Below are 14,972 nucleotides of genomic sequence, written 5' to 3'. Positions count from 1 at the left end.
AGCCCGTCTCGGCCGTGGACGTCGTGTCCGGCCGAACCCCTCCGACAGGAGTCCCGGTGACCTCACCGCGTCCCGCCGTCCGTCCCAGGTCGTTCCGCCGAGCGGCCGTCAGCGCCACCGCCGGCGCACTGACCGCCGCCACGCTGCTGGCGTTCGCCGTCACCCCGGCGCACGCCGCGACCTCGGACACCCCGCGCTCACCGGCCGATCCGACCGCTGCGGTGGCCGCACCACAGGAACAGCCTGGAGGCTCGTCCCGCGTCGGTCCGGCCGCGGACGGTGTGCAGGTGGGTTCCGGCTCCTACGCGCCGGCCCCGCCGGACGAGATCACGGACATCGCCGACGTGCGGAAGACGCTGGACCAGCGGCTGTACATCGACCCGTCGAAGGCCGGCGAGCCGGTGCCGACGAACCAGTGGTGGACGGACCTGCTGGTCAGCAAGTACTCCGGCGACATGTGGGCGTACCCGTTCGTCTCGTCGAACAGTGCCGCGGGCACGAAGCTCACGATCCCGACGCGGTGGAACAGCGACGGCACGGCGATGCGCCTGGAGTCCCCCGTGACGGTGGGCGGGACGGTGGAGCCGACCCCCGACGCGAGCGACCGCACCCTCGCCGACTTCGAGGACGGCCTGCCCGACGGCTGGACCGCGACCGGTGACGCCTTCACGGCCACCGCCACCGGGACGGCCAGCGGGCAGAGCGCGGTCTCCGGGTGGCTCGGCGGACGCCTCCTGAACTCGTTCAGCGACGAGGACGGCGACGGCGCGACCGGCACGCTCACCTCGCCGGCGTTCACGATCGACCGTTCGACCCTGGCGTTCCTGGTCGGCGGTGGCCGGCACCCCGACCACGAAGCCGTGCAGCTCCTGGTCGACGGCGACGTCGTGGCGAGCAGCACCGGGACGGACAGCGAACAGCTGCGCTGGGACAGCTGGGACGTCTCCGCACACCGGGGGCAGTCCGCGCAGCTGCGGATCGTCGACGACCTGCGGGCCGGGTGGGCACACGTGCTGGTCGACCAGGTCCTCCTCACCGACGCCCCGGACGGCCTCGCCGACCGCTTCGCGACCACGTTCCGGGCGAAGCAGGCCGATGCGCTCCGCTGGGGCGACTGGAACGTCAGCTGGCGGATGCCGCAGGACGGCCCGGGCGGACAGTACATGGACGTCACGAGCGTGCAGGGTTCGCCGTACGAGTGGTTCGAGTTCCACGGCATGACCCCGCGCCTCACCCTGCAGGACGGTGCCGAGATCACCGACGGAGACGGCGAACCGCTCGACCTGCCGGTGACGACGGACCGGTTCGAGATCCGCCAGGACGGCCACGTCTTCGGCGTGCACGCCCCCGACGGGACGACCTTCACCCGGGTCGGCAACGCGCTGGAGGCCTCGTCGGGCACGCCCTACCTGGTGCTCAGCGCGGTGCCCGAGCATGGCCTTTCTCTGGACGACCTGCACCGCACCGCCTTCGCGGTCCCCCGTGACACGACGATGACGTACTCGTACGACGCGGCGGCGGCGAACGTCCGCCAGCAGTGGTCGATCCGCACCGACACGCTGCAGGGCGACAACCACGACACCGTGCAGGGCTGGCTGCAGCACCAGTACGCCGACGCCACCACGAACCTGCGCTTCACCGGCGCCACTTACGAGACCCCGCGCGGCACCATGCGGACCACCGTCGGCCACGACGGCTGGACCCTGGACTACGCGTTCACGGGCATCACGCCGATCGGCGCCACGCCCGAGGCGGTCGGCGACGACCCGTACTCCGAGGAGGTCATGCGCGAGTACCTGCACGAGTACGCCGCGAAGACGACGTACGGCGGGGACACCTACTGGGGCGGCAAGGACGTCCTGCAGCTCGCCGAGTACATGACGATCGCGCGGCAGATCGGTGCCACCGAGGAGGCCCGGACGCTGCAGGACACCCTCGAACGCGCCCTGACCGACTGGTACACGTACACGGACGGCGAAGCGGAGCACTTCTTCGCGATGTACCCGACGTGGAAGGCCCTGATCGGGTTCGCCGACTCGTACGGGTCGGCCCAGTTCAACGACAACCACTTCCACTACGGGTACTTCGCCGTCGCGACCGCCATGCTCGGCCGGGTCGACCACGAGTGGGCCGCGAAGTACCAGGGCATGGCGACGCTCGTCGCGAAGCAGTACGCGAACTGGGACCGCGACGACGCCCGGTTCCCGCACATGCGCACGTTCGGCGTCTGGGAGGGCCGGTCGAACGCCGGTGGTGTGTCGTCACCCGGCGGCAACAACCAGGAGTCGTCGTCCGAGGCGATCCAGTCCGAGGCGGGGCTCTTCCTGCTCGGCTCGGTCCTCGGCGACGAGGAGATGCAGGCCGCCGGTGCGGTGCAGTACGTCACCGAGCGGGCCGCCGTCCGCGACTACTGGCAGAACGTCCGCGGCAACCCCGCCTCGGCGTCGTACGACGGCAACGGCGCGTTCCCGGACGAGTACAAGCACGGGCAGGCGGGGATCCTGTTCGACTCCGGCCAGGCCCACGCCACGTACTTCTCCGGCGACCCCGCCTGGATCTCCGGCATCCAGTGGATGCCGGTCGCCCCGTGGTTCGACTACTTCGGCTGGGACCCGGGCTTCTCAAAGGCCCTGATGCGCGAGATGATGGCCGCCCGCCCGGAGTCCATCGGGCAGGCCGGCGTCACCGACGGCAACGCGGCACGCATCCAGATGCTCACGAAGAAGTGGTGGGGCGTCGGCAGCTACGGCGACGTGAAGATCACCCGCGACCGCCCGGCCGCGATCGGTGAGCTGCAGGACGCGATCCGCGCGGTCGAGACGAACCACCCCGGGTACGTCACCCGGCGAACCGCGGCGAACCCCCTGTACGAACCGGCCACCGACACCCTGCTGGTGAGCGTGGACGACGACGGACGGGTGGTGTTCCCCGACCGGTACTGGACTCCGGACACCCTGCCCGCCGCACTGGTGCCCGCCGAGCTCGACGGTCCCACCGCCGACCGGAAGCCCCAGGACTGGCCGACGCCGTCCCCGCTGATGCCGTTCCTGGTGGACGACTTCCGCGCCGACACCGCGACCATCGACCAGCTGTACGGCGTCGACCTCACGGACCACACCCCGGGCGAGGACACCGAGCACGCCGCACGGGTGTTCAGCGGCATGGGTGACGCCCTCGGCAACGTCGTCCTCGGGTTCCTCGGGCAGTACGACCCGGACACCTACGCCGACGTCCACGCCGCACTGTGGGCCGCCGACGACCCGGCCGTGACCGGGCAGTCGATGGCCGGCCTCGTCTACCACCAGGCGATGTCGAACCGGACCGTCGGCACCGAGGTCACCGACCGGCACACCTCGGACCCGCTGAGCCAGGTGTTCCGCGCGCCCGACGGCACGATCAGCTACGTGCTCGACAACCCCGACACCGTGCAGCACACCTACGACGTCTACGAGGGCACCGAGGTGATCGGCCAGATCGCGGTCCCGGCGCAGACGCAGATCACGTCGCACCTGGACGCGCGGCTCACCGAGGTGGTCGTCAGCACCGAGGGCGCCCCGAAGACGATCGTCCCCGGTGCGACCACGACCTTCACCGCGACCGGCTACGACCAGTACGGCGCAACCGTCGCCCTGGACGACGTCACCTGGTCGACCGACACCGGCACGATCAGCGCCGACGGTCTCCACCGCGCATCGGAGCGCGCGGAGCGGGCGACGGTCACCGCCACGGTCGGCGGCGTGCACGGGTCGTACGCCTTCCGGGTCGCACCGGCACCGGTCCTGACCCGGTTCGACGTCACGCCCGGCTTCGACCGGCTCGTCGTCGGGACACCACAGCGGTTCCGTGCCGCCGGCCACGACCAGTACGGCGACCCCGCGGACCTGCCCGCCGACGTCACCTGGTCGTACACCGGCGCCGGGAGCGCCGGGACCGACGGCACCGTGACGACGACCGCCGCGGGCTCCGGGTACGTCGTCGCGACCGGTGGCGGTGTCGAGGGCTCGGCGGTCGTCGCCTCGGTGACGTCGATCCCCGACGCCGCAGCGGGTGCCGACGTCGACGCGAGCTCCTCGGACGGCGGGAACGTCGCCGGGAAGGCCGTCGACGGGGACCGCAGCACCCGGTGGGAGAGCGCGCACGGTGTGGACGAGGTCGACTACACGATCGACCTCGGGCGGCTGACCGACGTCGACACCGTGCGGGTGGACTGGGAGAACGCGGCCGCCGCACGGTACGTGCTGCAGGTCCGGGACACCGCCGACGACCCCTGGCGCGACGTGCGGACCGTCGACAAGACCACCGCCGACGCGGACACGGTGGCCGTGGGCGAGACCGCCCGGTTCGTGCGCCTGCACCTGACCGATCGCCTCACCGGGTACGGGTACTCCATCTGGGAGGTGCACGTGTCCGGCACCCCGGCGGCCTCGACCGTCGACGTCGAGGACGTGCTCGTCGCGCCGCGCACCGCGACCGTCCGCGCCGGTGACACGGTCCGGATGACGGCCTACGGGTTCGACCGCCACGGGTTCGGCGGGCGGCTCGCCGCGGACCGCCCGGAGTGGGCCGTCGACGGCGGCGGCAGTGTCGAACCGGACGGCGTCGTCACGGCAGCGACCGAGGGCGGTGTGACCGCGACGGTCACGGCCACCGTGTCGGGAGCATCCGGGACGGCCACCGTCACGACCCTCGACGAGGCGACCGACGGTGACGACGACGACGGAACCGCACCCGCCCGCGCTCGTGACGTGGCCGCCGGCAAGCCCGTCACCACCTCGTCGGACGAGCGCAGTGACCTGTCCGGTGGCAACGCGGTGGACGGCGACGCCCGGACCCGGTGGGCCAGCGCAGCACGCGACGGCGAGTGGTTGGCGGTCGACCTCGGGCAGGTCGTGCCGATCGACCAGGTGCAGCTCGACTGGGAGGCCGCGTGGGCCGAGGCCTACCGCGTCCAGGTCCGCGACGACGAAGACGCCCCCTGGCGGACCGTCGTGGAAGAAGCCCACGGGACCGGCGGCGAGGTGATCCACCGGTTGGAGGGCGACGACGTCACCGGCCGCTGGGTCCGGGTCGTCGCGGACCGCCGGCACACCGCGTTCGGTGTCTCCCTCTGGGACCTCCGCGTCACCTCGACGCAGGGCGAACCGACGCCGGACCTGGCACTACGGGCGACCGTGTCGTCATCGGCCGACGAGGGCGACGGCGTCCCCGCGCGGAACGCCGTCGACGGCGACCCGGGATCGCGCTGGGCGAGCGGGCACACCGACGACCAGTGGCTCGCCGTCGACCTCGGCGCACCGCACCGCCTGCACGGCGCGGTGCTCCGTTGGGAGGACGCCTTCGGACGCTCCTACCGGATCGAGGCGCGGAACGCGGGCGACGACGGGTGGACGACGCTCGCCACCGAGACCGACGGTGACGGCGGGACCGACCGGCACGCCCTGGACGGCTCGTGGCGGTACGTCCGCGTGCACGGTGTCGAACGGGCGACCCCGTACGGCTACTCGCTGTACGACCTCGAGATCCGGTAGCGCTGACGCCCCCGCTGCACGCACACTCGACCGAACAGCCGACAACCGACGGAGACACGATGTCGCAACCGCTCGAATCGCTCATGCACGCCAACCTGTTCGAGGTGTTCGGGGAACGGGACCCGGAGCGCCGCCGCGCCGCGATCGAGCGGACCTACGCCCCGGACGTCGTCTTCCTGGACCCTGACGAGGTCGTCACCGGCCACGAGGCCCTGCACGCCAAGGCGCAGCGCCTGCTCGACGACGCCCCCGGGTTCGTGTTCTCGCCGGCCGGCCCGGTCTACGAGAACCACGGGATGGGGTACCTCGCCTGGCACTTCGGCCCCGAGGGAGCACCGCCCGTCGTGTCCGGCATGGACATCTGCTTCATCGAGGGCGACGTCATCGCGAAGGTCTACACGATCCTGACCGACTGACCACCACCTCCCGCAGGTCGCTGACGGACTGGAGGCCCGGTGCCAGCTGGCACCGGGCCTCCTGCCCGGCGTGCGGCATGGTCGAGCCACCGGCTCCGTCGTGCTCGCGGTCTGCGTGTGGCAGATCATCCGGGCGGTCTGGTTTGGCCACGTGCCGAGGGACTGATGCCGCTCCGGGAATGTGCGGCGGAACGGCCGTGCGAGGATTCGTCAACCGCAATCCCGAGGGGAACGACCACCATGGCCACAGCTCGCACGCTCCACTGGATCAGCATCGTGCTCCTCGCCGTGGGGTTCCTCGGCGTCGGCGCCCTGATGTACGACGCGTCCTACGGCCCGGAGGGGGGCGGCGCGAACATCGGCCTCGGCCTCGGCCTCATCCCGTGTCTCGGATCAGGCGTCGTCGGGCTCGCGCTGGGGGCAGCGGCCTTGGTCGCGGCGTGGTGGGACGCCCGGGCCGAGCGCTCGCGTGCCGCGGTCCGGTGACACAGGTATCCGCCCCGTCCGCTCCGCGGCCGTGGACGCTGATCGCCGTCGCTGTGCTGGTGGGCTGGACGATCGTGACGGCGCTGCTGTTCCCGGTCGCCGGGGCCGACGAGCACGAGGGGCCCGGCAACCAGGTCTGGCGGACCTCGTCGAGTGCGCTCGGCGTGCCGCTCTCACCCGAGTGGGACGTCCTCGTCTGGCTCGCCGCGCTCGCGCTGGTGCCGGCCGTCGTCGTCGGTCTCGCGTTCCTGTTCCGCCGCCGACGACCGCACACCGCGCCCGTCAGTCCGTCGCCGGGTGGCCCTGCCCACTGAGGTGTGCGCGGAGCACGTCACGGACACTCGTCCACGACTGCACGCCGTAGCGGTCGTTGTCGACGTGGTGCAGCTGGGCCTGCCCGCTGAACATGCTCACGAAGTACTGCATCCCCTGCCATGCCGGGAACGTCTCGTCGGGGTCCTTCGACAGGCGCCGGCCGACGGCGCTCATCGCGGACAGGGTCCCGGTGGTGCCGGCCCACTGCAGCCGGAAGCGCTCCCCCGTCAGCTCGCTCATGGTGCGTGCGACGTCGCGGGCGGTGACCTGGTCGCCCGCCATCTCGATCACCCGCGGAGCATCGTCATCCAGGGCGGCGAGGGCCGTCACCCGGGCGACGTCGTCCTTCGTGGTGAAGTCGAGCACCTGGTCCGCCGACGACCAGAACAGCACGAGCCGACGGCCGGACAGGATCATCGGGGCCTCGCCGGTCAGCAGGTCGGTGAACATGCCGGTCAGGATCGAGGTCGCCTGCACCGGGGCCGCGTCGAGGTCGGAGGCGAACTCGCGCCGCAGCTCGAAGTTGCGGTTGGTGCCGGGTGCGATCCGCCGGTAGTCGGCCGAGTAGTCGGACGGGATGAACCGCCGGACGCCCGCCGCCACGGTCGCCGCGAGCAGCGCGCGCTGGGCGTCGACGATCACCGGACGTGTCCCGCTCACGGCGGAGACCACGACGTCGGCCCCGCTGACGGCCCGGGTCAGGGCGTCGTGGTCGCCGTACTCGGCGGCGACGACGTCGACACGGGCGTCGTCGCCGAAGCGCTGTGCGGCGGTCCTGCTGCCGGGCCGGGTGAGGACCCGGACCCTCACGTCGTGCTGGGTGAGCTCGCGGACGATGCGGTGCCCGAGGTCGCCGGTGGCGCCGGCGACGAGGATGGTGGTGGTCATGGGCGGGGCCTCACTGCAGTGGTGGTCGACGTGGTCGTCGCGGTGCGCCGTCGGGATCGCTCCGGGACGGCGAGGGGGTGTTGGAACGTGGGGTCCGCCTGGTCCGGTCCGGCGGTGCCGAGCCCGGCGGTGAGCGCGACGCGGGCCAGCAGCCGGCGCAGCGTCGTCTGCTCGTCGTCGTCGAGGTGCCGCATGAGCACGCCCTCGGCGCCGCGCAGGGCGGACCGTGTCCGGGCGAGCAGGGCACGGCCGGCGTCGGTGGGGTGGACCTGCCGCACCCGCCGGTCCGTCGGGGCGGGGCGACGTTCGACGAACCCGCCCGCCTCGAGCGCGTCGACGATGTAGGTCATCTGGGTCTTGTCGATCCCGAGGCGCTGCGCGAGTCCGAGTTGCGACGACGGTTCCTCGGTGGTGGTCGCGACGAGCACCTGGTAGCCACGGGGACCACCCGGCACGTCGACGACCGCCTCACTGCCCAGCCGCGTGAAGCCCTGGAGCGCCAGCGGCAGCGCCCACCCGAGTTCGGATTCGATGCCCTCGGCACCCCAGTCGATCTCGGGGAGTGCGTCGGTCGGCGTCGGATTGTCCATACCGGAGACCGTACCGGAACAAGATCGTCTTGTGCAAAGATCATCTGTGATCAAGACGGACAGCCGCCGAGACGCCGAGCACCGAGGACCCCATGTCGGACACCGCAGCCATCACCCCGTTCACCCTCGACGTCCCCCAGGCGGAGCTCGACGACCTGCGCCGCCGTCTGCTGGCCACCCGCTGGCCCGATGCCGAGACCGTCGAGGACACCTCGCAGGGACCCCGACTCGAGAAGGTCCGCGCCCTCGTCGAGCACTGGACGACGGAGTACGACTGGCGCCGGACCGAGGCACTGCTGAACACCTGGGGCCAGCACACGACCCGGATCGACGGGCTCGAGGTCCACTTCCTGCACGTCCGGTCCGCCGTCCCCGGTGCCCGCCCGCTCCTGCTCACCCACGGCTGGCCCGGTTCCGTCCTGGTGTTCCGCCACGCGATCGGCCCGCTCACCGACCCGGTGACGCACGGCGGCGACGCGGCGGACGCGTTCCACGTCGTGATCCCGAGCCTGCCCGGGTTCGGCTTCTCCGGGAAGCCGACGACCACCGGGTGGAACACCGCCCGGACCGCGAGAGCCTGGTCGGTGCTGATGTCCCGGCTCGGGTACACGGACTGGTTCGCCCAGGGCGGTGACCTCGGCGCCACCGTCACCGCGGAGCTCGCAGCCCTGCAGGCCGCCGGGGACATCGGACTCGCCGGGATCCACCTCAACATGGCGCTGTTCATGCCGACGGACGACGAGGCCCGGAACGCGTCCCCCGACGAACAGGTCATGCTGCAGGAGAGCGGCCACTACTGGCAGGAGCTGTCGGCCTACTCGCAGCAGATGTCGACCCGCCCGCAGACCATCGGGTACTCGTTGGCGGACTCCCCCGTCGGGCTGGCGTCGTGGATCTACGCGATGTTCCAGGACGTCGGCGGCTCGCACGACGAACACGGCGATGCCGAGCGGCTCTTCCCGCTCGACGAGATCCTCGACGACGTCATGCTGTACTGGCTGCCGAACACCGCCGCGTCCGCGGCGCGCATCTACTGGGAGGCGACCCGCACCGGCTGGGCCACCCCGGGCACGGTCGAGGATCCACTGACCCTGCCCGTCGGCCTGAGCATCATGCCGGGCGAGTACGTCCGCCGGTCGCGCCGCTGGGCAGCGCGCCGGTACACCGACCTGGTGTTCTTCAACGAGGTGGCGCGCGGCGGGCACTTCGCGATGCTCGAACAGCCGGAGCTGCTCGTCGACGACGTCCGTGCGACGTTCCGGAATCTGCACTGATGCCTTGTGGACCGAGAGTAGATACCACTAGTCTCCGATAGTGCGAATATCTGAACTTGCCCGAGCGGCGTCCACGCCGGTCACCGCCATCAAGTACTACCAACGCGAAGGCCTCCTGCCCCCCGGCGAGAAGTCGGCGCCGAACCAGACCGCCTACGACGACCGGCACGTCGAACGGGTCCGGCTCGTCCGGGCACTCCTGGAGACCGGCGGGCTCTCGGTCGCCGTGACGAAGCAGGTCCTGGCCGTGCTCGACGCCGAGACCGCACCGCTGGCCGAGGTCTTCGCCGTCGCCCAGTACGCCATGACCACCCCGCGCTCCCCCGAGTCCGAGGCGACCCCGGAGGCCCGCGCCCGGATCGAGGAACGGGTGTCGGCCGCCGGCTGGTGCGCGACGTCGGACAACCCGGGACTCGAGACCGCGGCCCGGGCGCTCGACGGGCTGCGCACCATCGGGTTCGACGCTCCGGACGACTACCTCGACGCCTACGTGTCGGCAGCGGCGAGCGCGGCACGGGCCGACGTCGCAGCACTGCAGCACCGCGACGGCCGGACCGCGATGGCGGAGCTGATGGTGATCGGGACCGTCCTCGGCGATCCGCTCTTCGCGGGACTCCGGCGCCTGGCGCAGCAGGACGCCACCCACGACCTGTTCCCCGTCGCCGACACGGACGAGGCCGGCGCATGACCGCTCCGCTGCACGTCGTCCTGGGCGGCAACGGTGTCGTCGGGCGCGAGACACTCCGTGCACTGCGCGAGCACGACGTCGCCGCCGTGTCCGTCGGCCGGCGCCCGTCGACAACAGCAACGGCAGGCAACAACGAGAGCGAGAGCGGCAACGCCCGCACCGACCACGTCATCGCCGACCTGCTCGACCCCACCGCCGTCCGCCGCGTGCTGCACGGCGCCGACGTCGCGTACCTCGTCGCCGGCCTGCCGTACTCGTCGGGGGTCTGGGCGGACCAGTGGCCGAGGATCGTCGACAACACCGTCGGAGCAGCACTGGCCGAGGGCACCCATCTGGTGTACCTCGACAACGTCTACGCCTACGGCCGCGTGTCCGGGCCGATGACCGAGGCGACCCCGATCAACCCCGCCGGTCGGAAGGGTGCGGTGCGCGCGGCGGCCCTCGAGCAGCTGCGGACCGCGGCCGACCGCGGACTGGCCGTCACCGTCGGGCGGAGCGCCGACTTCACCGGCCCCGGCGCGACGACGAGCGTGTTCAACGGTTTCGTCGTCGACCGGATCGCCGCCGGCAAGCGCCCGACCTGGCTGCTCGACGCCGACCAACCGCACTCCCTCACCGCCACGACCGACATCGGCGACGCACTCGTGACCCTCGGTACCGACGACCGTGCGACGGGCCGGACCTGGCACCTGCCGACCGCTCCAGCGCTGACCGGTCGGCAGTACGTCGAGCTCGCCGGGGTCCCCGCCGCCGACACCGCGGTGATGTCGTCGGCCACGCTGCGCGTCGGTGCGCTCTTCACCACGTCCGCCCGGGAGACGCTCGAGCTGCGCTACCAGTACACCGACCCCTACGTCTTCGACTCGTCGGCGTTCGAGCAGACGTTCGGCGTGCAACCGACCCCCACCGCCGACGTCGTGGCCGCCGCCCTGCTGCACGCCCGGAGCGTGGCCCGGTGATCGCCGCCGTCCGTCGAGCGGTCGCGTGGCACCCGGCACTCATGGCCGTCGCCGGCCTGATGGTCGTCTCCACTGCGGTCTGCCTCGTCGGACTCGTCGTGGATCCCCGGACCATCCTCGGGGCACCGGCGTGGATGAAGCCCCTGAAGTTCTCGCTGTCGATCCTGCTCTACGCCGTCACCTGGGCGTGGCTCATCGCCCACCTGCCGAAGTGGCGGACGCTCGCTCGCCGACTCGGCACCGTGGTGGCCGTGGCCCTGGTGGTCGAACAGGTGCTCATCGTGTGGGCCGCCGCGACCGGCACGACGAGTCACTTCAACGTGTCGAACAGCGTGCACGTGGTGGTGTGGGCGGTGATGGCGGTCGCGATCACGACGCTCTACCTCTGCACCTTCGTCACCTCGATCGCACTGTTCTTCCTGCGCCTGCCCACCCCGGCACTGACGGTCGCCGTCCGCGCCGGTGCCGTCATCGCGCTCCTCGGCATCGGGGTCGCGTTCCTGATGACCGGCCCGACCCCCACCCAGCTCACCGCCCCGGACGGGATCGTCGGCGCCCACACGGTGGGGATCGCGGACGGCGGACCCGGGGTGCCACTGCTCGGGTGGAGCACCGTCGGCGGTGACTACCGGGTCGCCCACTTCGTCGGCATGCACGCCCTGCAGGTGCTCCCGCTGGTGGCACTCCTCGTCGCCGCTGCGGGTCGGCACGTGCCGTGGCTGGCACACCCGACCACGCAGGTTCGGATCGTGGTCGTCGTCGCGGTCACGTGGGCGGCGGGCACCGTGCTCCTCACCGTGCAGGCCGCGGTCGGACAGTCGGTCGCCCACCCCGCCGGCACGGTGGCCGCGGTGGCGTGGTCACTCGTCGTCCTGGCTGCGGCCGCGAGCGTGGCCATCCTGCTCCGCGCCCACTCCACTCCGGTGGCGCGACCGCGCTGACGGATCAGCGGGCCCGGAGCCCTCGGGAGACCAGGCCGGCGGCAGCACGGGCTTCCACCGCCCACCCTGGGCGATCGATCCCGGCCCCGATGCCGTGCAGCAGCATGAGCACCGTCCCGGGGGCGACGTCGGACCGGATCGTCCCGTCACCTGCCGCGCGCACCATCAGCTCGGCGAGCGTCCGCTCCAGGTCGCCCCCACCCTCGGCCTGCGTGGTGGCGTCGACCACGGCGGCGAGGGTGCGCGCGAGCGCCGCATGGTCGACCACGTACTCCACGAACCCGCGCAGGAAGTCGTCGAGGCTCTCCGCCGCGGGCCGCGTCGATTCACGAGCACGGCGGCAGAGGACGTCGACCTCGCCCCGGTAGACCGCCGCCGCCAGCGCTTCACGTGTCGGGAAGTGTCGGTAGAGCGTGCCGACACCGACGCCGGCGCGTCCGGCGAAGTCGTCGAAGCGCAGCTGCTCGTCACGCTCGAACGCCGTCCGGGCAGCGGCCACGATCGCGTCGCGGTTCCGACGGGCGTCGGCGCGCATCGGCTTCGCGGCAGGCGGGGGTTCCTCGGCCGGCACAGAGACTCCTTGACAAGTGGAAACAATCTCCATATCTTCCAAGTGGAGATCGTCTCCAGACTAGCGGACAGGTGCCTGATGCGGATCCTCATGCTCGGACGAGGCGTCATCGCCACGATCTACGGCCAGGCCTTCCAGCACTCCGGGCACCAGGTCGACCACCTGGTGCGGCCCGGGCGCGCTGCCGAGTACGGCGACGGCGTGCAGACCGACGTCATCGACGGCCGCCGCGGACCCCTGGGTCGGCGGACCCGATCGACGTCGCCGACGCGACTGGTCGAGTCGGTCGACACGGACCACGCGTACGACCTCGTCGTCCTCAGCGTCGGCCACCACCGACTGCAGGAGGCCGTGGCCACCCTGGCGCCCCACATCGGCGACGCCACGGTGCTGGTCCTCGGCAACGTGTGGGACGAACCCCTCGCCGCGGTCGCACCGCTCGCCGCGGACCGGGTGCTGTTCGGGTTCCCGGGCGCCGGCGGCGGGTTCGACGCCGACGGGGTCCTGCACGGTGCCGTCCTCCGTTCGGTCCGGCTCGGGACGACGGGCGCGGCTCCAGATCGGCGGGAGCTGGTGCGGTCGGTGTTCCAGCGGGCGGGGTTCACCGTGCAGGACGAGGACGACATCCGCGGATGGCTGTGGCTGCACTTCGTGCTCGACGCCGGCATGTTCGCACGGGCACTGCAGAGCGGCGGCCTGGCGACGATGGTCGGGGATCGGCAGGCGCTCCGCGAGGCGTTCCTGATCGGTCGGGAACTGCTCCCGGTCCTGCAGGCACGGGGCGTCGACCTCTCCCGACACCGCTCCACGACGCTGCCCGTCCGACGCCCGGGGGTGACGGCCGCCGTGGTGGCCGCGGCCACGGCGCTCGTCCCGATCGCGCGTGCGAGCCTCGCCGCGCACGACGACCCGACCGCCGCGGAACCCCTGGCGGTCCTCGCTGACGTCCGGCGCACCGCCGCCGCCCTGGGCATCCCGACCCCGCGCCTCGACCGCGCGACGCGACGCGTCTGACGGCGGGTGCGGGCCGTGGACCGGACCGCCCACGGCCTGGAGGCGCGGTGCCAGCTGGCACCGTGCCTCCAGTCCGTCACGGCGAGCGTTCCGGACCCGCCCGTTACGCTGTCCCCGTGTCAGAGCCGCGCCGCAGTCCGGGGAACCAAGCTTCACTGCGTGAAGCCAACCGGGGTCGGGTCGTCAGCGCGGTGAAGCGGCACGGCGGGCTGACGCAGGTCGAGCTCGCCGGGGTGACCGGACTCTCCCCCGCGACCGTCTCGAACATCGTCAAGGAACTCGTCGCGACCGGCGCCCTGCACGCGACGCCGAGCACCTCGAGCGGCCGTCGGGCGCTCCGCGTGACCCTGCCGCACGGCCTCGGGCTGGTCGCCGGGGTGCACGTCTCGCCGCGGCACCTGCGGCTCGCGCTGTCGGACCTGAACGGCGCCGTCCTGGCCGAGCGGCACATGCCCCTGGCCCGTGACCACCGCGCCGACGCCGAGCTCGACAAGACCGCGCTGCTCGTGCTGGACATGGTGGAGTCGATCGAGTCGTCGATGGACGAGGTGCTCGCAGTCGGCCTCGCCGTGGCTGCCCCGATCGACGCCCGCACCGGGATGACGGCGCGCGGCGGGATCCTGCGGGGTTGGGACGGCGTGGCGCTCGGCCAGTCGCTCGCCCGGCGGATGGACAAGCCCGTGCAGGTCGACAACTCGGCCAACCTCGCCGCCCTGGCGGAACACCGGAGCGGGGCGGCCCGCGGCCGCGACACCGTGGTGACGCTCGACGTCGGCAACGGCATCGGCGCCGGACTCGTGCTGGGCGGGCACCTGTTCCGTGGGCACCACGGCATCGCCGGCGAGTTCGGGCACACCCCCGTCCTGCCGAACGGACCCCTGTGCCGGTGCGGCAACCGCGGGTGCCTCGAGGCGATCGCCGGCGCGCCCGCCGTGCTCGAGGGTGTCCGCGACGAGGTCGGCACCCTGAAGCTGGCGGACCTGATCCTGCGCGCGATGGGCGGCGACCAGGTCTGCATGCGCGCCGTGGCCGACGCCGGGCGGGCCATCGGTTCGGCGGCGGTGGGGCTCTGCAACGTCCTCGACCCGGAGCGGGTCGTGGTCACGGGTGAGTTCGCACGGGCCGGGGAACTCCTGCTCGGCCCGATGCGGCACGCCCTCGAGTCGTCGTTGATCGTCGACGTGGACGGCACGCCGGACGTGGTGCAGGGGCAGCTCGGCGAGAAGGCCTCGGTGACCGGCGCGCTGGCCCTGGCGATCGAGGCCGTGGACGTGACGCGCGCACGATAGGCGCGGGTGAGCC

The 14,972-nt window shown here is 72.3% G+C and carries 13 protein-coding genes; 10 read left to right on the top strand and 3 right to left on the bottom strand.

Going from position 1 to position 14,972, the window contains the following annotated elements:
• Positions 1 to 56: 56 nt before the first annotated feature.
• The 4 genes from BR70_RS0102775 to BR70_RS0102760 all read left to right on the top strand — a co-directional run bounded on the left by BR70_RS0102775 (position 57) and on the right by BR70_RS0102760 (position 6,744).
• Positions 57 to 5,528 carry a discoidin domain-containing protein gene (locus BR70_RS0102775; protein WP_027464828.1) on the top strand — a complete coding sequence of 1,824 codons (5,472 nt, stop codon included), beginning with the start codon at positions 57 to 59 and terminating at the stop codon, positions 5,526 to 5,528.
• A gap of 59 nt (positions 5,529 to 5,587) precedes the next feature.
• Complete coding sequence (locus tag BR70_RS0102770; protein ID WP_027464827.1) at positions 5,588 to 5,944, top strand: nuclear transport factor 2 family protein; 357 nt, start codon at positions 5,588 to 5,590, stop codon at positions 5,942 to 5,944.
• A gap of 240 nt (positions 5,945 to 6,184) precedes the next feature.
• Positions 6,185 to 6,430 carry a hypothetical protein gene (locus BR70_RS0102765; protein WP_027464826.1) on the top strand — a complete coding sequence of 82 codons (246 nt, stop codon included), beginning with the start codon at positions 6,185 to 6,187 and terminating at the stop codon, positions 6,428 to 6,430.
• On the top strand, positions 6,427 to 6,744 hold the full coding sequence (locus tag BR70_RS0102760) for a hypothetical protein (RefSeq protein WP_035807699.1): 318 nt from the start codon (positions 6,427 to 6,429) through the stop codon (positions 6,742 to 6,744). Before BR70_RS0102765 ends, BR70_RS0102760 begins: the two co-directional genes overlap by 4 nt.
• On the opposite strand, the gene BR70_RS0102755 is transcribed toward BR70_RS0102760, so the two are convergent.
• Together BR70_RS0102755 and BR70_RS0102750 are read right to left on the bottom strand one after the other, a co-directional pair.
• Positions 6,713 to 7,633: an NmrA family NAD(P)-binding protein gene (locus tag BR70_RS0102755; protein WP_027464824.1), complete on the bottom strand. Its 921-nt coding sequence runs from the start codon at positions 7,631 to 7,633 to the stop codon at positions 6,713 to 6,715. The genes BR70_RS0102760 and BR70_RS0102755 overlap by 32 nt on opposite strands.
• A complete protein-coding gene (locus BR70_RS0102750; protein ID WP_027464823.1) occupies positions 7,630 to 8,223 on the bottom strand; it encodes a MarR family winged helix-turn-helix transcriptional regulator in 594 nt (197 codons plus the stop codon). Before BR70_RS0102750 ends, BR70_RS0102755 begins: the two co-directional genes overlap by 4 nt.
• Positions 8,224 to 8,315: 92 nt before the next feature.
• Between BR70_RS0102750 and BR70_RS0102745 the strand changes: the two genes are divergently transcribed.
• Genes BR70_RS0102745 through BR70_RS0102730 form a run of 4 tightly spaced genes read left to right on the top strand, consistent with a single transcriptional unit; the run spans position 8,316 to position 12,085 of the window.
• A complete protein-coding gene (locus BR70_RS0102745) occupies positions 8,316 to 9,497 on the top strand; it encodes an epoxide hydrolase family protein (protein WP_027464822.1) in 1,182 nt (393 codons plus the stop codon).
• Positions 9,498 to 9,537: 40 nt separating this feature from the next.
• Positions 9,538 to 10,185 carry a MerR family transcriptional regulator gene (locus BR70_RS0102740; protein WP_027464821.1) on the top strand — a complete coding sequence of 216 codons (648 nt, stop codon included), beginning with the start codon at positions 9,538 to 9,540 and terminating at the stop codon, positions 10,183 to 10,185.
• Positions 10,182 to 11,144 carry an NAD-dependent epimerase/dehydratase family protein gene (locus tag BR70_RS19180; RefSeq protein ID WP_051596544.1) on the top strand — a complete coding sequence of 321 codons (963 nt, stop codon included), beginning with the start codon at positions 10,182 to 10,184 and terminating at the stop codon, positions 11,142 to 11,144. Before BR70_RS0102740 ends, BR70_RS19180 begins: the two co-directional genes overlap by 4 nt.
• Positions 11,141 to 12,085 carry a hypothetical protein gene (locus tag BR70_RS0102730; protein ID WP_027464820.1) on the top strand — a complete coding sequence of 315 codons (945 nt, stop codon included), beginning with the start codon at positions 11,141 to 11,143 and terminating at the stop codon, positions 12,083 to 12,085. The genes BR70_RS19180 and BR70_RS0102730 overlap by 4 nt, the downstream gene beginning before the upstream one ends.
• A gap of 4 nt (positions 12,086 to 12,089) precedes the next feature.
• Here the strand turns inward: BR70_RS0102730 and BR70_RS0102725 are convergent, their stop codons facing one another.
• Positions 12,090 to 12,656 (bottom strand): TetR/AcrR family transcriptional regulator, encoded by a 567-nt coding sequence (locus BR70_RS0102725; protein WP_027464819.1) that lies wholly within the window; start codon positions 12,654 to 12,656, stop codon positions 12,090 to 12,092.
• Positions 12,657 to 12,734: 78 nt separating this feature from the next.
• On the opposite strand from BR70_RS0102725, the gene BR70_RS0102720 reads away from it, so the two are divergent.
• Together BR70_RS0102720 and BR70_RS0102715 are read left to right on the top strand one after the other, a co-directional pair.
• Positions 12,735 to 13,670 carry a ketopantoate reductase family protein gene (locus BR70_RS0102720; protein WP_027464818.1) on the top strand — a complete coding sequence of 312 codons (936 nt, stop codon included), beginning with the start codon at positions 12,735 to 12,737 and terminating at the stop codon, positions 13,668 to 13,670.
• Positions 13,671 to 13,786: 116 nt separating this feature from the next.
• Positions 13,787 to 14,959, top strand: a complete 1,173-nt coding sequence (locus BR70_RS0102715; RefSeq protein WP_027464817.1) for an ROK family transcriptional regulator — start codon at positions 13,787 to 13,789, stop codon at positions 14,957 to 14,959.
• Positions 14,960 to 14,972: the final 13 nt, after the last annotated feature.

The sequence above is a fragment of the Curtobacterium sp. UNCCL17 genome, from assembly GCF_000686685.1.
GTDB lineage: Bacteria > Actinomycetota > Actinomycetes > Actinomycetales > Microbacteriaceae > Curtobacterium > Curtobacterium flaccumfaciens.
Note: the sequence above shows the minus strand (reverse complement) of the source record. Positions and strands in the feature narration are given on the sequence as shown.